This is a genomic window from Sphingobacterium sp. MYb382, from assembly GCF_037572665.1.
Lineage (GTDB): Bacteria > Bacteroidota > Bacteroidia > Sphingobacteriales > Sphingobacteriaceae > Sphingobacterium.
On sequence record NZ_JBBGZT010000009.1, the window covers coordinates 104,416 to 123,512 of the forward strand.

The window sequence follows — 19,097 nt, forward strand, 5'->3', positions numbered from 1 at the left end:
AGTGTTTCAGCATTTTTAGTTGCATAAAAACGCAAGAATAAGCCGAATTATGGTATAAAAACATTTATTTATTAACAAACTAACAATGAGAAAATCTTTACTATTTTCTGTTGCTTTAGGCTTGACGGTTTCTACTCATTCCTTTGCTGGTGCGATGAGTAATTCATCAAATCTAACAGCGGCGACATCTTACTTGTTCAGCAGAACCTTGCAAAGTACTGTACATGGTACGGTTACTGGAGCAGATGGTCCTTTGGCAGGCATTACCGTTTCTGTTGTTGGGACTTCCGTTTCAGTTATGACAGATGCAAACGGTAAATACACTTTGAATGCGCCTGTTGGAGCTGTTTTGCGATTCACGTCTATCGGTTATAAATCCAAAGAAGCAACAGTCTCGTCCAATACGGTGAATGTAAAAATGGACTTAGATGACGCCTCTTTAGAAACGGTGGTGGTTGTCGGATATGGTCAACAGAAAAAAGCACACCTCACCGGTGCTGTTTCCTCAGTGGATGTAGAGAAAACAATGGGAGGAAGACCTATTTCTGATGCGGGACGAGGTTTACAGGGGGCTGTCCCAGGTTTATCTGTTGTTGTTCCATCTGGCGAGGTTGGTTCTGATCCTGTTATGAAAATTCGTGGTCAAGTAGGCTCTCAAAACGGGAATTCTAACCCGTTATTGTTGGTAGATAATGTGGAGATACCGAGTATTCAAATGATTAATCCGAACGATATTGAGTCGGTTACAATTTTAAAGGACGCGGCTTCAGCTTCGATTTATGGTGCCAAAGCTGCTTTTGGTGTTATTTTAATTACCACGAAGAAAGGCGCAAAAACGGATAGAAATACAGTTACATATACGAATAACCTTTCTTGGCAAACTCCATTCAAAAAGATTGAGTTAGCCGGAATTGAGGGGCTGGAGTACTCTGTAGATGCGCATGAAAATATGAAAGCGGCAGGTGCTGCAGGAGGTTTTTGGCGTGTAGACAGAAATAGTTTAACAAAAATTAGAGAGTGGCAAGAGAAGTTCGGCGGTACGGTTGGTAATGATGATCCGGTAGTTTACGGTCGCGATTGGTCTTGGGATGGAACGCAGAAGTTTGGTTACCGTATCTACGACCCAGTTGCTGCAATGATTAAGGATAATGCGTTTTCACATTTGCATAACCTAGGCTTGAATGGTAAGGCTGGCGCTACGACGTATAGCTTCAATTTGGGTTATCTAGGGCAAGAAGGCATGATGAAACCAGCGAAGCATGATGATTTTAGAAGATTTAATCCAACATTGAATGTTTCGACTAAAGTTTCTGATTTGTTGACTTTAAGAGGAGGAGTTATTTATTCCGAAGGAACGAAGCGTTATCCGAATTCGACCAATGCTTCCGGATTTGGGGCGGACCCATGGTTGTACTTGTTCCGTTGGTCACGTTTGTTCCCCATAGGTGTTCAGGAGAATGGTAAGGATATTATAGATCCTGCATTTTCTGCTCGAACATCAAACGATGCTATCGATACGAAGAAGTTTTTGAATTTTAACTTAGGAACGACTTTACAATTTACCAAAGATTGGAACTTACAAGCTGATTATTCTTATAGTACACAGAATAATGGATTGTTCTCTTCAATTCCTACGTCTCAAGGAAAAACACACTGGTACGGAGTTGAAGCTATGCGTGATGCAGATGGCTTCCCTATCTATGTAGATGAGAATGGTGTTCCTACGGTAGACGGCGGGACACCGGCTTATCAGTTCCCAATGACAGATGCCGTCTTAGCTAGTCAGTCGAATGTGTATCAAAGTTCATTTCAGTCCCGTAAACACACTTTTAATGCATTTACTACTTATAATTTAAATTTAAGTCAAGCACATCAATTTAAGTTTATGATGGGAACCAATATTGTGGCAAATAAGTCAAATGCCCATTGGTCTCGTAAGATGCAATTAGTAAATAATGATAACCCACAGTTTGATTTTGCGATTGGTACGCAAACTAGTGGAGGAGAGGCCGCATGGGATTCCCAAGTAGGTTTCTTTGGTCGTGCAAATTATGCTTTCCAAGATAAGTATTTGTTTGAGGCAAATTTACGTTATGATGCAACGTCTATCCTTCCTGATTATATGCGTTGGAAGTGGTACCCTTCCGTTTCTGGGGGCTGGGTTGTTTCTAAGGAGAGTTTTATGGAGCCTTTAACGCCCGTGATGAACTTTGCTAAGTTTAGAGCATCTTGGGGGTCTATTGGAGATCAAAGTATTTCCAATGGATTGTATATGCCGGAAATGAATGTAAGCCAATCTAACTGGGTTGGAGGTACAGGAACACCAGTTTTTCAGTTAGGTACACCTAGAGCTGTTTCTGATGGGTTAACTTGGCAGAACATTGAGCACTTAAATATTGGAGCTGATTTTAAATTTTTTAATAATAAGCTTGGTTTAACGGCAGAATGGTTTCAGCGTACCACTAAAAACATGATTGTTGGTGGTGATGTGATGCCAAGTACATTTGGATCATCTTATGCTGCATCTGGTGTTATTGCTGGCCCATTAGGTAATTATGGAACATTGCGTACACGTGGATGGGAAATCGCTGTAGATTTTAATCATCGTTTCGAAAATGGCCTTGGCTTGAATATTTTGGCCAATGTTTCGGATGCAATTAGTATGATTACCGAGGCGGCAGACAAAAGAACGCCATGGAATGATCGTTTACTTTCAACATCTTATTCTACAGGTAGAAGATATGGTGATGTATATGGCTTTGTAACGGACCGCTTGTACCAAGCCGAAGATTTTGTCTACGATGGCAATGGCAAAATTATGCAAACGACAATCATCCGTGATGGATCTGCAAAAGTAACGAACATGTTAGCGGGCGATAATCCAGTTTATCAAACCTATTTTGAAGATGGAAACCAAGTCTTACTCGTGAGTCCTGGAGACGTGAAATTCAAAGACTTAAATGGTGATGGTTATATCGATGCTGGCAAAGGTACAAACGGCGATCCTGGAGATCGTACGGTTATTGGGAACTTTACGCCACGTTATGAGTTTGGTTTCCGTTTAGGTGCCGATTATAAAGGGTTTGACTTTTCTGTTTTCTTGCAAGGTGTTGGAAAGCGTAGTATATGGGGAGCTGGTCAATTAGCTATTCCAGGATATTTTTCAAAAGAAGGGGCTATGCCTGCCGCTATTGCAAACAATTACTGGAGAGCAGACCGCCCAGATGCTTTTTATCCTAGAGCTTGGAACTTGAATGGCGATAATGAAGGTTTTGTAATGCGTGCACAATCTAAGTACATGTTGAATATGGCTTACTTACGTATTAAAAACATTTCTTTCGGTTACTCACTACCTAATGATGTTTTGAGTAGAGTCAAAATTAGTAAAGCGCGTGTATTTGTTTCTTTAGAGAACATGTTCACGTTTGACAAATTGAGAGGATTGCCAATAGATCCAGAAGCTATTTCAGGGAACTCTTCACTGCGTAGTAACAACAACTATAATCAAGGCCGTACAGGAACATCCAATCCAGCCTTTAAGTCTGCGTCATTAGGTGTTCAAATCGGATTTTAATTAAAAAAGGAAGAAAGATGAAAACAATATATATATCAGCTTTTGTAGCATGCGTCTTGTTATTTTCAAGTTGCGATAAGTTTTTAGATAGACCACCGCTGACAACGATTGACGATAATACCAATGCTTGGGTGAGTGAAGATAATGTAAGACTCTACGCGAGTAAATATTATACCGATTTTTTTACTGGATATGGAATAGGTTTTAATACCGAAGGAGCCACTTATTTGGCTTATAAACATAGTGATGATATTGTTCGTTTAGGAAATCAGACCACATTTCTGCGTGCCGTTCCTAATGCTGCTCTTTGGGATATGCGTAATATTCGTTCAACGAATATTATGATTGATCGTATTCAAACACGCATGAAATCTATTCTTTCTACAGAAGCGCAAGCACACTGGTTGGGTATAGGCCGATTTTTTAGAGCGATGCAATATCATGAATTAGTTATGCGCTATGGTGATGTGCCTTACTACGATTTTGTAGTTAGCGATCTTGATAACAACGCTCTTTATAAAGCGCGTACGCCAAGAAATGAAGTGATGGATGCGCTTTATGAGGACTGGAAATATGCCATGGCAAATGTGCGTGTGAGCGATGGTGAGCAAAATGTCAACCGATATGTTGTCGCTGCTTTTGTATCGAGAATGGCGATGCAAGAAGGTTCGTGGCAGAAGTATTATTATAAGAATAATGAGCGTGCTAAGAAATTCTTCAACCTTGCTGTTGAGGCTTCTGCGATGGTGATGAGTAGCGGTAGATATGATATTAATACAGACTATAGATCTTTATTTACCTCAAAAGATTTGAAGGGTAATAAAGAAATGGTAATGTATAGAGTTTATGATGCCGCTGTAAGTGTTATGCACTCTGTTGCATCTAATTCAAATTTTGAATCTTCAACAAACGATGGGCCAAGTGCTGAGTTGATGAAAGCATATCTATGTACCGATGGTGATGTTTACCAGTTTTCTACATTAGCCGATGCGCGTAAGTTTGACCTAACCTCTATGATTAAAACAAGAGATTCTCGTTTTGAGGCGACTTTTTATCGTTTGCCTGATGCGATGAATAGAGGAGCGCTAGTTTATATCAATAAATTTTTACCAAGAGATATTGAGGCGCGAATTAAGAGTGGAGGTGGGGTTCCTGCTGAGTTTGTTGGTGACAAAAATGATACGGATGCACCTGTTTTTCGCTATGCAGAAGTATTGTTAAACAATATTGAAGCTAAAGCGGAATTAGAAACACTGGGTGCAGGAGCTGTCGGTCAAGCTGATATTGAAAATACCATCAACAAGATTAGAAAACGCCCAATTGCTGCTGAGGCCGTTGGCAGAGGGGTAAAACAAACGGCTTCTTTACTTTTAGGGTCATTGCCTAATGACCCATCACGAGATTTTACGGTATCTCCGCTTTTATGGGAAATACGAAGAGAGCGTCGTGTTGAATTTACGTTTGAATATTCTAGGATTGCCGATTTGAAACGTTGGTCTAAATTAGAATACATGGATACGGATAAAAATCCAAGCTTATTAGCTGGTGGTTGGGTAAATAGTGCTGAAATTCCAACGCAAGCTCGTGTTGCAGGACAACTTTCTGTGGTCGGATTGGATGGAAAGGTAACTGTTTATAATGGGTCAAATTTGGGCGATATGAATGGTTTCTACAGAAGTACAACAAACTCTGGTCGATTACCCTTCGTAAATCAAGTTAATATAAATCCATATTTGGATCCCGTAGGGCGGACAAATGTAGAGTTCTACAGAGATCGTGGGTATGAACTTAAACAAACTGCGGGCTGGCCTCAGAACTAATTTACTAGCTTAATTAATTTAAATTGATCAAGATGAAATCAATATATAATTTTCTAAATACAAAGGTTTTTATGGCCCTTGTAGCTCTTGTGTCTTTTGCATCCTGTTCGGAAAGTTTTCCAGATGCTGTAGATAGCACAGGCAACCAGACTGTTTTGAAGTCTATTAAGATTATTAATGCTGGAGGGCAAGGAAATGTCGTGTCAGTGGGTGTCATTGACGAACAGAAGAAGACGATATCTTTCCCTAGAATAGATCCAAAATCTAATTTAGCCGGTTTAAAGTTTGAGATAACATCTTCAGATGGTTCAAAATTAGAACGAGAGTCTTATGATTTTGGATTTACAGAAGGAGATACCGAGAAGACACTCATCATTAAACTAACAAATGGCCCTCGTTTCAGAGATTATTTTGCAACAGTTAGATTGATGGTTCCTGTTTATGGGGGTGATTTTACGAAACCTACGTTTTACGATTATACGCCAAATGAAATTGGGAATCCTATTTATGGACCATTTGTTGGCGGTACCGTACGTGGTACAGGCTTTAATGGAGAGTATGTTTTTATCGTTGATCGTAATGGTAACGCGCCACATTTATTACGCGTTTCCGATTTAAAGCAGAATAAGATAGATCCTATTTATTTGAACAATACGGGAATTGTAGGAGGAACTTTTACGCTACACTCTGGAGCAATGGTCAAAGATCATATCTATGCAGCTAACCTTTCGGGTGGACAAACAAGTCCGTTGAAAATCTATCATTGGACAGATCCAAAGGCAGCACCAACTATTATTGCTGATATTAACGTTGCACAGATTCCAAATGCAGGAGTAAGACATGGAGATAACATGTCGGTAAGTTTGGATGATGCAGGAAATGGATTCATCTTCTTTGGTGATAACGCGGGAACTAAGATTTTACGTTTCTCTGTAACGAACTATACTACGATAAATAATCCGACAGTATTTGCTATGCCAGTGACTGGTGCTGGTTCGTGGACAAGCTATAATCGTGTAGGTAATACGGATGAATATTTGTTTACAGGACATGATGCTCCGATTTATATCATGAATGCAAATGGACAAAGTGCTTATAATATGGCAAGAACAGCTATTCCTGTAAGGGGTTCGGATGCACGCGTATTTTATTTTAATGGAGAACGTTATTTATTAATGTTAACTGCCGCAAGAACAGGTTCTGAGGCTACAGTATTATATGTTTATAATATTACAAGAGGAACAACAACTGCTGAAGCGATACGTTTGTTTGAGACTGAAAGTGATAAAAAAGCAATCTTTGAATACTCACTTTTAGGTGCGGTGAATGGTAACCCAACCACACAGACCGGATTTTACGTAAAGAAAGATGCACAAGGTAATGACGAGTCTTTGCTTTTATATGGGTCAACTTTTGCCGCGGGATTTGTTGTTGTTGAAATCCCTAAAAAACAGCTTGAGGATTAAGAAACTAGCCAAATAATAAGTGGTTGATGTGCAATTCATAGGTAGGTCAGCCGCTTATTAACCTTTTGAATACTAAATTGAAAATTAATGAAAAAAATAGTTAATTACGTTGGTTTGCTTGTAATGGCTAGCCTACTTTTTTATAGCTGTAATAAAGACAGGGATACGCTTACTCCAAACCCCGATCCGGAACCTGAGCCTCCTATAGAGAATGGGCTTATTTTTCCTAAAAAAGAAATGCGTGCTGTTTGGCTTACTACTGCATGGGGTTTAGATTGGCCTTTGTCTGATTATAACCAGGCAAGTCAAAAACAGAAGTATATCGAGTATTTAGATAAATTTAAAGATCTAAAAATAAATACTATATTTTTTCAAGTTCGTGCCATGGGTGATACCTATTATAACTCGGCTTACGAGCCATGGGCTACTTCGATTACGGGAACACGCGGAAAAGATCCGGGTTATGATGTGTTAAAGTTTTTAATTGATGAGGCACATGCCCGAGGTATTGAATTTCATGCTTGGATGAACCCATATCGTATCGCAACACGAGCGGGAAATAGTGCTGCTTATCCTGCTTTACATAGCTCGATCGATAAAAGCTGGGTTGTTGACCACGAGAAAATTCAAATCTATAACCCTGCACGACCTGAGGTAAGGCAGCGTATTTCTGATATCGTAAAAGAGCTTGTCACGAAGTATAATGTTGACGGTGTGCATTTAGACGATTATTTCTATCCAGATCCTTCAACGGCGGGAACAATGGTTTCTGATCAAGTTGACTTTCAGACTTATGGTGCTGGCTTTGCTAATATTGGTGATTGGAGAAGGTCAAATGTGGATAAAGCGATAGAAGGGATTTACAAAACGATTGTGGCAACAAAGCCGGAGGTTGTATTTTCTATATCTCCAGCAGCAAGTAAAGATTATAATTATAATACACTTTTTGCTGATTTAGGTAAGTGGTGTAAAGAAGGATGGGTCGATGTACTTATTCCACAGTTATATCAGGAGATTGGTAACGCATCGAATGATTTTCAAACGAATCTTGGTATTTGGTCTCAGTTTGCCTATAAATCAGCGCTTGTTATTGGTCATGGCTATTATAAATTTGGTGATGCTACGCAAGGAGCGGCCTTTCAATCTACAGGAGAGTTAGAAAAGCAAATTGTGCTAGCGAAGAAGAAAGCGAAAGTTGTAGGAAGCGCTATGTACAGTGCCAAATACATCCTTGACAATAAGATTGGTATTACTGATCGACTTGCTTTGCTATATAGTAAGCCTGCTGTCATGCCTTTTGTTGGTCGTGCGGTAGCTGCTGCCCCAACAACCCCGACTAGTGTGCGTATAGAAGGAGGTCAGTTGAAATGGGCAACAACAGGAAATGTACAAACTGTTGTTTATTATTTTGCAGATTTGAAAAAAGAAGGTGAAGTGGTTGCGATAACTAAAGAGCAATCATTGCTCGTCGATAAAGCAGGTTATTATTGCGTTGCTACTTTGAATGTAGATAATCAAGAGAGTAAGGTGTCTGATACCGTTCAGAAGTAATATTTAAGTTTAATTGCGAGATAGAAGTTTATCATAGTAACCTTGTTGTCTCTTATAAAAAAGGGTTAGTGCCGGCGCATTGCTTAAAAGCGTTTTAGCTTGAAGGTGTAAGCGAAAAGGACTAACCCTTTTCTGTTAAAATAACGATTAGGATGATTTTAAAAAATACAATTTTAGGGTTGCTGTGTCTTCTTTGTGTGTCGGTCGTGCGCGGACAGCAATCCTTCAAGTTTGCACAAGTAACAGATACGCATGTTGGCGGTGCTACAGGAGCGGATGATTTGCGCCGGACTGTTAAAGATCTTAATCAGCAAAAGGACATTGACTTTGTTATTCTATCGGGCGACGTCACCGAGTTTGGTTCCGACGAGGAATTAGCTTTAGCTAAGCGTATCTTGGATAGCTTAAGCCTGCCGTGGTATGTCATTCCTGGTAATCATGATAGCAATTGGTCAGAAAGTGGTGCAAACTCCTTCCGCAAAGTTTTCGGTGCCGAGACCTTTTTTTTTCGCCATAAAGGCTATCAATTTATCGGAACCACCTCAGGCCCCAATATGCGGATGAGTCCAGGGCAGATTCCACGTGAAAACCTCGTTTGGATGGATTCTGTCTTTAAAGCAAATCCCGATATAGAAACGCCCCTCATCTACATAAACCATTATCCGCAAGATTCTTCTTTAAACAATTGGTATGAGGCTATAAATCGACTGAAAGGTCGAAATACACAGTTAGCTTTATGTGGTCATGGACACGCCAATTTGCTGTACGATTGGGAAGGTATACCTGGGATTATGAGTCGCTCAAATTTACGTGCTAAAGATTCTGTAGGTGGTTACAATATCATTGAGATAGGAGCAGGCAGAGCTACTTTTACAGTGCGTAGGCCATTATGGAAGACCGAGGAACAATGGCAAGAGGTAGCTTTAGTGAATCATCATTTTGCGCAGCAAGCGAATCCATATAAAAGACCTGACTTCTCCATCAATGAGAAGTATAAAAATCACTATCAATTGGCATGGACTTTTCAAGATGATAGTGATTTAGGTGCCGGCTTTGCACAATATGCACAAACGATTATTACGGGGAATACTATTGGGGAAGTATATGCGCTAGACCTGAAATCGGGAAAGAAAAAATGGAACTACAAAACAGGAGGTAAGGTATACGCTACGCCTGCTGTTTGGAAAGATATCGTTGTGGTAGGCTCTTCCGATGGAAATATTTATGGCCTGCAGGCGAAAACAGGCAAGCTAAAATGGCTGTTGAAGACCGATAAAGCTGTTTTAGGAAGTACAGCTATTGATGCCGATGGTATTGCTTATATCGGTGGCTCTGATGGCAAATTTAGAGCTATTGATGTGAAAACAGGTCAAGTGAAATGGAGATTCAATCAGCTTAAGGGTTTCGTTTCTTCGCGTCCGACGTTGTATAAAGACAAAGTTATCTTTGGTGATTGGGGTAATGGTTTTTACGCATTAGCAAAAAAAGATGGCGCGCTTTTATGGGAGTGGAATAATGGCCATAGCAACCGGATGTTTTCCGCCGCAGCCTGCTATCCTGTTGTAAGTAATGGGCGTGTATTTATTGTTGCGCCTGATCGTTTTATGACCTGTTTGGATGTGGAGACAGGCAGGGTTATTTGGCGCGAGAAAAAAGATCCTATTCGCGTTCGCGAGTCAATGGGGCTTTCGCGCGATGGAACGCTCATTTATGTGAAAACGATGGATGGAAATTTATTAGGTGTATCTACTGATGGGGATCATATGGATGTTGTTTGGCAATCTGCCCTTCAGCTACCTTATGAGTTGACGCCTTCGAATATTGCGACCAATGGTTCACAAGTTTTTGTGCCTAGTCATGCAGGCCTATTATCTGCAGTTGGCGCAAACGATGGCGCAATCTTATGGCAATATAAACTATCCAATGCCATGATAAATCCTATATTTGTACTTGAAAATAACCAAGTAATTGTTTCTACGATGGACGGGATAATTGCCAAGATAGACCTAAACTCCCATGAGTAAATTTAAGCTAATATGTGTTGTATTACTGCTGTTTAGTGGGTTTGTTGCTTATCTGCAGGACCTATGGACTCGTGTTAGTACATCTGTTTTTGCAACTTATGTAGCGCTGTTAAGCCTGGGCTCAAGCACTGTTTTACAGCAATTGTTTCTGCAGGAAGATACCAAAAGTAGGAATGGCTACGTTATTTTGGTGCATTTAGGGGTTGATAATCACCGTGCGAATAAAATGTATCATCAACTGCCTGAGTTGATTAGCGTGTTGAAAAGCCGGGATTATAGTTTAGTGAAAATTAACAAGTTGTTTGCGCAATAAATTAATGCGTGTTTGTGCATGTTTTAGTTAAAAATTTGCATATTTGTATAATAGAAGATTTTGTTTTGAATATGATAAGAGTAACTGAAAAGGAGTCGAACTACCAAGATTTAGATAAAATGTCTGTTGAAGAACTTTTGACAAACATTAATAATGAAGATAAAACAGTGCCAAATGCGGTAGAGCAAGCTATTCCTCAGTTGGCTCCGCTCGTGAAGGTGACGGTTGAGAAGATGAAGAAAGGCGGCAGATTATTTTATATTGGCGCTGGCACGAGTGGTCGTTTAGGTATTCTAGACGCTTCGGAGTGTCCTCCGACTTTCGGCGTTCCTTTTGACTGGGTTATTGGTTTAATCGCAGGAGGCGATGTTGCTATTCGTAAAGCGGTAGAGTTTGCCGAGGACGATATGGAGCAAGCGTGGAAAGATTTGGAAGAGTTTGGTGTGCATGAGAACGATGTTATCGTCGGTATTGCTGCATCGGGAACTACGCCTTATGTTATCGGTGGTTTACGTGCCGCTAATGCGAATGGCTTGGTTACAGGCTGTATCGTTTGTAACGGTGGTTCGCCTATCGCTGCTGAAGCGCAATACCCTGTTGAAGTGGTGGTGGGACCAGAATTCGTGACGGGTTCGACACGTATGAAATCAGGAACAGCACAGAAGCTTGTTTTAAATATGCTGAGTACCTCGGTTATGATTCAATTGGGCCGTGTACAAGGAAATAAGATGGTGGATATGCAATTGTCTAATATCAAGCTTGTAGCACGTGGTGTTCGTATGATTATGGATGAGACAGGGGCACCAGAAGAGATTGCGACAACTTTACTCGAAGAGTTTGGTAATGTGAGAAAAGCCATTGAAAGTTATCGCGCAAAATACTAACCTAAATTAAGAAAAACATATGTCACCATTAATCTTATTGCTCTTTCTTGTCGTGTATTTCGGCTTGTTACTCGCCGTATCTCATTTCACATCAAAGAATACAGCAGATAACTCTACTTTCTTTGTGGCCAACCGAAATGCTAAATGGTATATGGTGGCCTTTGGAATGATAGGGACAGCCCTTTCTGGGGTTACCTTTATTTCCGTGCCTGGAGCTGTAGGCGTTTCTAACTTCAGTTATTTTCAGTTTGTAATTGGAAATGCATTAGGCTTTATCATTATCTCCTACGTATTGTTGCCTCTTTACTACCGCATGAACTTAACCTCTATCTACACTTATTTAGAGGAGCGCTTGGGGCATAAGAGTTACAAAACAGGGGCGATGATTTTCTTGATCTCGAGAACAATAGGTTCCGCTTTCCGTCTATACTTGGTGGCTATTATCTTGCAAAAATTTATTTTCGACGCCTGGAATATTCCGTTCGGAATTACCGTTGCCGGCTGTTTACTACTGATTTGGATGTATACCAATAAAGGTGGTTTGAAAACCATCATTATCACAGATACGTTGCAAACGTTCTGTTTGTTGCTTGCTGTTGTATTGTCTATTTACTTTATGGCTGAAGGGCTTGGTGTATCCGTATTAGAGGCTTTTGAGAAAGTTAAAGATAGTTCTTATTCGCAAATCGTTGTTTGGGATAACCTGCTAGGCAATAAAACACATTTCTTGAAACATGTTATTGGTGGTGCTTTTGTAACTATCGCGATGACAGGTTTAGATCAAGATTTGATGCAAAAGAACCTAAGTATGAAAACCATTGGTGAGGCGCAAAAGAACATGTTGACATTCACGAGTATTTTTGTCGTTATTAACTTATTCTTTTTAGCAGTAGGTGCTTTATTGTATATCTATGTTGGCGAAAAAGGAATTGACATCAGCAACTTGCTTACACCGGATTACTTGTATCCTGAAATCGCATTGAACAATCTTTCTATTTCTGCGGGTATTATCTTTATGATGGGGCTTACGGCAGCAACCTTTGCAACGACGGATTCTGCGCTTACAGCGTTAACGACTTCTTACTGTATTGACTTCTTGAACTTCAATAAAAAAGAAAATCCAAACGATCCAGCATTAGTAAAACAACGTAATATCGTTCACTTCGTGTTCTCTGTTGTTATCCTACTTGTGATTTTGGTGTTCCGTCTTCTGAATGATGATTCTGTTGTAACAGCTATCTTCACAGCGGCGAGTTATACCTATGGTCCTTTATTAGGCTTATTTGCTTTTGGTATTTTGACCAAGAATAAAGTAAATGACAACTTAGTTCCTTATTTCTGTATCCTGTCGCCGATTATTCTATTTGTATTAAATACCTATGTAATCGTGCCACATACGGAATACCGTGTCGGCTTTGAGCTGATCGTTTATAATGCGTTAATTACGTTTTTAATGTTATTGTTTACCTCTCCAGGTAAATTAGAAAAGGGCGCTAAAGAAGCTTCCCTTTAATAAATTAGGTGACTTGTGTGTGCAAAAAAAATACCCTAAGTTTGGGTATTAGATTTTGCACACATGTATCACTTAATCGAAGAAACCCTCGAATTTATTCGCCGTAAGATCGGTGATTTTTCTCCCGAATTTGGAATTGTACTCGGCACTGGCCTGGGTAAGTTGGCTGATGAGATTACCATTGAGCATCAGTTGATGTATTCCAATATTCCAAACTTTCCCATATCTACTGTTGAGTTTCATACAGGGAAGCTCATTTTTGGTGAGCTTAACGGACGTAAGGTTGTTGCGATGCAAGGACGCTTACATTATTATGAAGGTTATGGCATGCAAGAAATAACGTTCCCTATTCGTGTGATGAAAGGATTGGGCATTAAAAAGCTGTTTGTATCCAATGCATCAGGCTCGCTCAACCCGAGTATTCTAAAAGGAGATATCGGTATTATTGAAGATCATATTAATTTACTTCCTGATAATCCACTTCGTGGCCCTAATGACGATGATTTCGGTCCTCGTTTCCCTGATATGAGTCAGCCTTATAACAGGACGATGATTCACCAGGCTTTAGAGATTGCCAATGAGCTTCATATTCGGGCGCATAAGGTAGTTTACGTGGCGGCACCAGGACCAAATTTAGAGACACGTGCAGAGTATCGTTATATGCGGATTATCGGAGGTGATATCGTAGGAATGAGTACCGTTCCTGAAGTAATCGTGGCCAATCATATGGGTCTTCCTGTATTTGCTATTTCGGTGATTACGGATGAAGGTTTTCATGCCGATTTGCAGAAAGTCTCTTTAGACGAGATTGTAGCCGTAGCAGCAGCCTCCGAACCGAAGATGACAAAGATTCTAAAAGAATTAATAGCCTTGCAATAAATGGGAATTTTAGCCGTACTTTTGTTGCATATTTAGGAATATTTTGGCATTGATGAACAGATACTTTAAACTGCTTTCCCTTTTTTTATTTTTTAATTTAGCAAGCTTTTCCACCGTTTGGGCACAAGTGGAAGAGGAGTTTAGTAGTGCCCTCGATTCTGCACGAGCGAAAGAAGATAATAAGAAAGATTCGGTTGTTTTTACGGCTAAGTATGTGCGTTATGCTACCCTAGCCATGCTGAAACAATCTATTCGTACCGTACAGATTGATACCTCTCATGCCAATTTTCAGTATTATAATAAACAAAATCTGCCGTGGAATCCAAGTATAAACTTAGGGTCTTATGGTTTGGCTACACGCGATTTATTGTTTAATCCCAATAAAACCATTGGTTTTCAATCGGGTTTTCATGCGCTGGAACGCTATCTTTTGCAACCAGATAGTATACAGTATTTCAGAACTAGAGCACGTTTCTCAGAGCTCTATGCTGTTGGTTTCTTTTTTAACGATAAGGTGTTCCGAGCGCGTATAGCACAGAATATCCATTCTCGATGGAGTATTGGAGCCGAGTATAATGCGTCCAATACCGATGGTTATTATACGAATCAGAATTATTCCGACCGTAAAGCCGCCATCTTTAGTTGGTATGAGTCCAAAAACCTTCGCTATAACCTCTTGGTGAATGCGACATTTAATACGCTGGATGCAACGGAAAATGGTTCTGTCGTCTTTCCTGATGTATTTAACGATCCTGATAATATTTCTAATTTGGGTTATCTAACGCGATTGAAGGGTAGAAATGCCGATCGTCCCAATAATAAATGGAAAGACCAGGGTTTGTTTTTAAGACAGTCCTACTTCTTGGGGCGCATAGATACGGTCAATGCCGGTACGCCTGAAATGGAAATACACCCAACCAATGCCGTTGCACATAATACCTCTATTAGACAGCGTACCTACACTTTCTTCAAAAATGAAGGCGATTTAGAGGGGGCTTTCCCTTACGGGGATGCAATCTTGGTGCGCGACTCTACACGTATCACGAATATTAGTAATGATTTCACCTACAGCTTCTATTTACGTGGTAAGGGTGTTTTTAAGAATGAGGCTAAGCTAGAAGTAGGTTTTCAGAATGATTTGATTTGGTATAAGGATAGTCTAAGTTCTAATTTGTACCAAAATAGTATGATCAAGGGAAACCTAGGATATAAGTTTAGTGATCGTATAAATATCCAAGGGGCGGTCAATCAGATTGTCGTAGGCCGTAATGCTGGTGACTTCCTTTATGAAGCTAATGCAGACGTCTTTTTAAGCGATAAGGCCGGTAAGCTTGTGATTGGAGCTTACTCACAGAATAAATCGCCAGAAATGATTTTCGATCGTGTTAACTATACATACCATCAGTGGGAGCACAACTTTGATAAAACGAAAACACAGAACCTATCATTTGCCTATCAAAATAAACTTATCGGCTTTTCTGGTAAAGCAGAATACTTTTTGATTGATAAGTATCTTTACTTTAAAGAGGTGGATAATCCAGATAATGACGAGTTGTTGCAGCGCCTTATTACTCCTACGGCATCAGGCAAGCTTAACCTGTTGAAAGTTACAGTAGGACAAAACTTTAAGTTTGGACGTTTTCATTTAGACAACCTTGTGGTGTACCAAAAGTCGAATGCGGAAGACATCTTAGCCGTTCCTGAAATCTATACCTGGCACAGCTTCTACTACAACAATAAACTATATAATGTGATGGATTTCCGATTAGGGGTTGATGGTCGCTTTAACACGCCGTTCCGTTCGCCATCCTATGCTATTAACGTAGGACAGTTCTATAATGATAATGCAGGTATAAAATATTCGACCTATCCCGTGATGGATTTATGGGTTACTGGAAATATAAAACGCGTGAATATATTCTTATCCTACAATTTTGTGAACCAAATGGTGTATCCTAAGGGGTATTATACCGTGAGAAGATACCCAATGCAGGATGCTAATATTCGTTTTGGGGTTTCTTGGAAATTCTACGATTAATAGCTGTAAATTTAATCGGCTGTTTGTTAGCTGATTGATGCTTTGTTGTAAAAAAAAAGCATAAATATTTTTGAAGATTAGATTTTAGGCTTATATTTGCACACGCAATAAGCGAAAAGGCACGGAGAATTAGCTCAGCTGGTTCAGAGCATCTGCCTTACAAGCAGAGGGTCACTGGTTCGAATCCAGTATTCTCCACAACAAAAAAAGGAGGCTTAGCTCAGCTGGTTCAGAGCATCTGCCTTACAAGCAGAGGGTCACTGGTTCGAATCCAGTAGCCTCCACAAAAAGCATCAAGCGATTGATGCTTTTTTCATACAAACCTCGAAGGGGATTTAGCTCAGCTGGTTTAGAGCACTACCTCGACAAGGTAGGGGTCACTGGTTCGAACCCAGTAATCCCCACACAAAAAAAATGGAGAATTAGCTCAGCTGGTTCAGAGCATCTGCCTTACAAGCAGAGGGTCACTGGTTCGAATCCAGTATTCTCCACCATAAAAAAAGGAGGCTTAGCTCAGCTGGTTCAGAGCATCTGCCTTACAAGCAGAGGGTCACTGGTTCGAATCCAGTAGCCTCCACCAAAGCATCAAGAAATTGATGCTTTTTTTGTTTTATATCGGGTAGGCAGTTTCGCTTTTTGTTTCTGAAAGCACAAAGTAGGTCTGTACGGTGTTTACATGGGGCAAGACAGAGAGTTTATGCCTTAGAAAGGCATGATAGGCTTCCATATCTTTAGTGGCGATGCGTAGCATGAAATCATACGACCCTGCCATCTGGTAACATTCCATCACTTCTGGGAATTTTGCGGCTTCTCGTTCAAACTCGTTTAGTACCTCTGCGGTATGTGCTTTAAGGAATACTTGAGAGAAGGAAATCAAGCCTATACCCACCTTTTGACGGTCCAAAATAGCAACAGTCCTTTTTATATAACCATTTGCTTTTAGCTTTTTCACCCTTTCATGTACGGCTGCAATAGATTTATTGAGCTGGTAGGATAGCTCTTTGTTGCTTAAAGAAGCATCTTTTTGCAGCAGTCGTAAGAGCTTGATGTCTGTTTGGTCGAGTTCCATGATAAGTTTTCTTGTTCTAATGCTAAATTATAAGTTTTTTAATGAATATATATTGAAAATCGTAGTGAATACAATAAAATTTATTGAAAATATAGGTTATGGTTGAATAATATCTTGTTTATGTCAACATTTGCATATTAAAATATGTTTTTATGAATACGATGGAGAGCAAGTGTTTGTCGCCTAAATTAGACTCTACGTTTAAGCATTTATGGTGTCTCGTCGGCAATACGCCGATGTTGGAATTGCAGTATACCTATAAAGGTAAGGCTAGCCATATTTACGTGAAATGTGAGCAGTATAACTTAACGGGAAGCATTAAAGACCGTATGGCCTTGTATATCTTGTATAAAGCCTATATGAATTGCGCTATTCGCCCTTCTGATGTCATCGTGGAGGCAACGAGCGGTAATACAGGAATTGCTTTTTCGGCTATTGGTAAAGCACTAGGCCATGAGGTAAAGATTATTATGCCCAATTGGTTGAGCAAAGAGCGTATCGATATTATAAAAAGTATGGGTGCCGACATTCAACTTATCTCCAAAGAGGAGGGCGGTTTTCTAGGGAGCATCCGTCTCAGTGAGGAGCTTGCTACACAAGGAGGGGTTTTCCTTCCGCGTCAATTTGAAAACCAATACAATGCTGAAGCACATGAATTAACGACTGGTCGTGAAATTGTGATGCAGTTGGATAGCTTAGGGAAAGTAGCAGATGCTTTTGTGGCTGGTGTAGGTACAGGAGGGACGGTTATGGGTGTTGGTAATTGCTTACGTAAGACTAACCCTTTTGTGAAAATTCATCCTTTAGAGCCTGCAGAGAGTCCAACCTTGACGACAGGTTACAAAGTCGGCTCACACCGTATTCAAGGGATCTCCGATGAGTTTATTCCTGCCATTGTGCAGCTGGATCAGCTAGATGCGGTTATTCAAGCTTCAGATGGCGATTCTATCTTGATGGCGCAGAAGTTGTCACGTCAGTTAGGTCTTGCTGTTGGTATATCTTCTGGTGCGAATGTGATCGGTGCGATTAAACTAAAAGAGGAGATGGGCGAAGATGCCACTGTTGTTACGCTTTTATGTGATGATAATAAAAAATATTTAAGTACAGACCTGGTTAAAGAAGAGCCTATTCAAGATGGTTTTGTCTCTACGGACGTGTCTTTCGATGGTTTCCATCCTATTAGTCGATTAACAAAACAATTGATATAGATTTTTAATCAACCTTACCTATGAAAAATACAGCCAAGCTGTTTTTATTTGTTATTTGCTTCTTGCCGACTTTGTTGTTCGGTCAAGAAGCGGATAGTTTAATTGCTTTAGATGATGTTGTCTTCACGGAGTCTGCTGTGCGCGCGGATACTTTGCAGCATGTTTCCGACGACTTGGTATTCTCCGACGGAACGGATAGCCTTGCAGCAGATAGCACAGCACATACAACGGATGCCTTAGCTACCGCAGGCCCATCCGAGAAACAGTCCTTATGGAAAATATTCATTGCAGGCCTTGTTGGTGGTTTCGCCGCCTTTATTATGCCTTGTATCTTCCCGATGGTGCCGCTAACGGTAAGTTTCTTTACCAAAAAAGCAGGCTCTAAAGCCAAAGGGGTATCACAAGCCTTGCTATATGGCTTGTTTATCATCGTGATCTATGTGGCTCTAGGGATGCTAATCACCATTGCTTTTGGTTCCGATGCTTTAAATGAACTTTCCACCAACGGAATATTCAACTTTATATTCTTCTTGATTTTGGTCGTCTTTGCGGCATCCTTCTTTGGTGCTTTCGAATTGACCTTACCAAGCTCATTTGTTAACAAAATAGATGCTAAATCTGATAAAGGAGGCCTTGTAGGCTTATTCTTTATGGCGTTTAGCTTGGCTTTAGTGTCCTTCTCTTGTACAGGACCGATTATCGGAACATTACTCGTTGAGGCGGCCTCAAAAGGCGAGCGCTTAGGTCCTGCAATCGGG

At 40.3% G+C, this 19,097-nt stretch carries 13 protein-coding genes and 5 tRNA genes; 17 read left to right on the forward strand and 1 reads right to left on the reverse strand.

The genetic code is table 11. From position 1 onward, the window contains the following. The first annotated feature begins 85 nt into the window (after positions 1-85). The 15 genes from WH223_RS03435 (at position 86) to WH223_RS03505 (ending at position 16,642) form a co-directional block, all read left to right on the forward strand. On the forward strand, positions 86-3,574 hold the full coding sequence (locus tag WH223_RS03435; RefSeq protein WP_340046132.1) for a SusC/RagA family TonB-linked outer membrane protein: 3,489 nt from the start codon (positions 86-88) through the stop codon (positions 3,572-3,574). A gap of 17 nt (positions 3,575-3,591) precedes the next feature. Continuing rightward, complete coding sequence (locus WH223_RS03440) at positions 3,592-5,394, forward strand: RagB/SusD family nutrient uptake outer membrane protein (RefSeq protein WP_340046133.1); 1,803 nt, start codon at positions 3,592-3,594, stop codon at positions 5,392-5,394. A gap of 32 nt (positions 5,395-5,426) precedes the next feature. Further along, on the forward strand, positions 5,427-6,860 hold the full coding sequence (locus tag WH223_RS03445) for a DUF4623 domain-containing protein (protein ID WP_340046134.1): 1,434 nt from the start codon (positions 5,427-5,429) through the stop codon (positions 6,858-6,860). An 87-nt stretch (positions 6,861-6,947) separates the two neighbouring features. Then, positions 6,948-8,411: a glycoside hydrolase family 10 protein gene (locus WH223_RS03450; RefSeq protein WP_340046136.1), complete on the forward strand. Its 1,464-nt coding sequence runs from the start codon at positions 6,948-6,950 to the stop codon at positions 8,409-8,411. A 152-nt stretch (positions 8,412-8,563) separates the two neighbouring features. Beyond that, a complete protein-coding gene (locus tag WH223_RS03455) occupies positions 8,564-10,435 on the forward strand; it encodes an outer membrane protein assembly factor BamB family protein (protein WP_340046137.1) in 1,872 nt (623 codons plus the stop codon). Continuing rightward, positions 10,428-10,748, forward strand: coding sequence for a hypothetical protein (locus WH223_RS03460; protein ID WP_340046138.1), 321 nt, complete (start codon positions 10,428-10,430; stop codon positions 10,746-10,748). The genes WH223_RS03455 and WH223_RS03460 overlap by 8 nt, the downstream gene beginning before the upstream one ends. A 71-nt stretch (positions 10,749-10,819) precedes the next feature. After that, complete coding sequence (gene murQ, locus WH223_RS03465) at positions 10,820-11,632, forward strand: N-acetylmuramic acid 6-phosphate etherase (RefSeq protein ID WP_340046139.1); 813 nt, start codon at positions 10,820-10,822, stop codon at positions 11,630-11,632. A 19-nt stretch (positions 11,633-11,651) separates the two neighbouring features. After that, positions 11,652-13,145, forward strand: coding sequence for a sodium:solute symporter (locus WH223_RS03470; protein WP_340046140.1), 1,494 nt, complete (start codon positions 11,652-11,654; stop codon positions 13,143-13,145). A 63-nt stretch (positions 13,146-13,208) separates the two neighbouring features. Then, positions 13,209-14,024, forward strand: a complete 816-nt coding sequence (locus WH223_RS03475; RefSeq protein ID WP_340046141.1) for a purine-nucleoside phosphorylase — start codon at positions 13,209-13,211, stop codon at positions 14,022-14,024. 52 nt (positions 14,025-14,076) lie between these two features. Continuing rightward, positions 14,077-16,062, forward strand: coding sequence for a putative porin (locus WH223_RS03480; RefSeq protein ID WP_340046142.1), 1,986 nt, complete (start codon positions 14,077-14,079; stop codon positions 16,060-16,062). 123 nt (positions 16,063-16,185) lie between these two features. Beyond that, a tRNA-Val gene (locus WH223_RS03485) sits at positions 16,186-16,260 on the forward strand. An 11-nt stretch (positions 16,261-16,271) separates the two neighbouring features. After that, positions 16,272-16,346: transfer RNA gene (locus WH223_RS03490), tRNA-Val, on the forward strand. Between the two features lie 45 nt (positions 16,347-16,391). Continuing rightward, positions 16,392-16,466: transfer RNA gene (locus WH223_RS03495), tRNA-Val, on the forward strand. Positions 16,467-16,478: 12 nt separating this feature from the next. After that, positions 16,479-16,556: transfer RNA gene (locus WH223_RS03500), tRNA-Val, on the forward strand. An 8-nt stretch (positions 16,557-16,564) separates the two neighbouring features. Continuing rightward, a tRNA-Val gene (locus WH223_RS03505) sits at positions 16,565-16,642 on the forward strand. A gap of 30 nt (positions 16,643-16,672) precedes the next feature. Here WH223_RS03505 and WH223_RS03510 read toward each other — a convergent pair. Continuing rightward, positions 16,673-17,134 (reverse strand): Lrp/AsnC family transcriptional regulator, encoded by a 462-nt coding sequence (locus tag WH223_RS03510; protein WP_340046146.1) that lies wholly within the window; start codon positions 17,132-17,134, stop codon positions 16,673-16,675. A gap of 149 nt (positions 17,135-17,283) precedes the next feature. On the opposite strand from WH223_RS03510, the gene WH223_RS03515 reads away from it, so the two are divergent. Beyond that, positions 17,284-18,339 (forward strand): PLP-dependent cysteine synthase family protein, encoded by a 1,056-nt coding sequence (locus WH223_RS03515; RefSeq protein ID WP_340046143.1) that lies wholly within the window; start codon positions 17,284-17,286, stop codon positions 18,337-18,339. A gap of 20 nt (positions 18,340-18,359) precedes the next feature. Further along, positions 18,360-19,097 (forward strand): cytochrome c biogenesis protein CcdA (locus WH223_RS03520; protein ID WP_340046144.1); only part of this gene is annotated, 738 nt, incomplete at its 3' end.

Coding starts and splice junctions, on each gene's coding strand:
- WH223_RS03435 (WP_340046132.1), top strand. CDS start 86: ATGAGAAAATCTTTACTATTTTCTGTTGCTTTAGGCTTGACGGTTTCT.
- WH223_RS03440 (WP_340046133.1), top strand. CDS start 3,592: ATGAAAACAATATATATATCAGCTTTTGTAGCATGCGTCTTGTTATTT.
- WH223_RS03445 (WP_340046134.1), top strand. CDS start 5,427: ATGAAATCAATATATAATTTTCTAAATACAAAGGTTTTTATGGCCCTT.
- WH223_RS03450 (WP_340046136.1), top strand. CDS start 6,948: ATGAAAAAAATAGTTAATTACGTTGGTTTGCTTGTAATGGCTAGCCTA.
- WH223_RS03455 (WP_340046137.1), top strand. CDS start 8,564: ATGATTTTAAAAAATACAATTTTAGGGTTGCTGTGTCTTCTTTGTGTG.
- WH223_RS03460 (WP_340046138.1), top strand. CDS start 10,428: ATGAGTAAATTTAAGCTAATATGTGTTGTATTACTGCTGTTTAGTGGG.
- murQ (WP_340046139.1), top strand. CDS start 10,820: ATGATAAGAGTAACTGAAAAGGAGTCGAACTACCAAGATTTAGATAAA.
- WH223_RS03470 (WP_340046140.1), top strand. CDS start 11,652: ATGTCACCATTAATCTTATTGCTCTTTCTTGTCGTGTATTTCGGCTTG.
- WH223_RS03475 (WP_340046141.1), top strand. CDS start 13,209: ATGTATCACTTAATCGAAGAAACCCTCGAATTTATTCGCCGTAAGATC.
- WH223_RS03480 (WP_340046142.1), top strand. CDS start 14,077: ATGAACAGATACTTTAAACTGCTTTCCCTTTTTTTATTTTTTAATTTA.
- WH223_RS03515 (WP_340046143.1), top strand. CDS start 17,284: ATGAATACGATGGAGAGCAAGTGTTTGTCGCCTAAATTAGACTCTACG.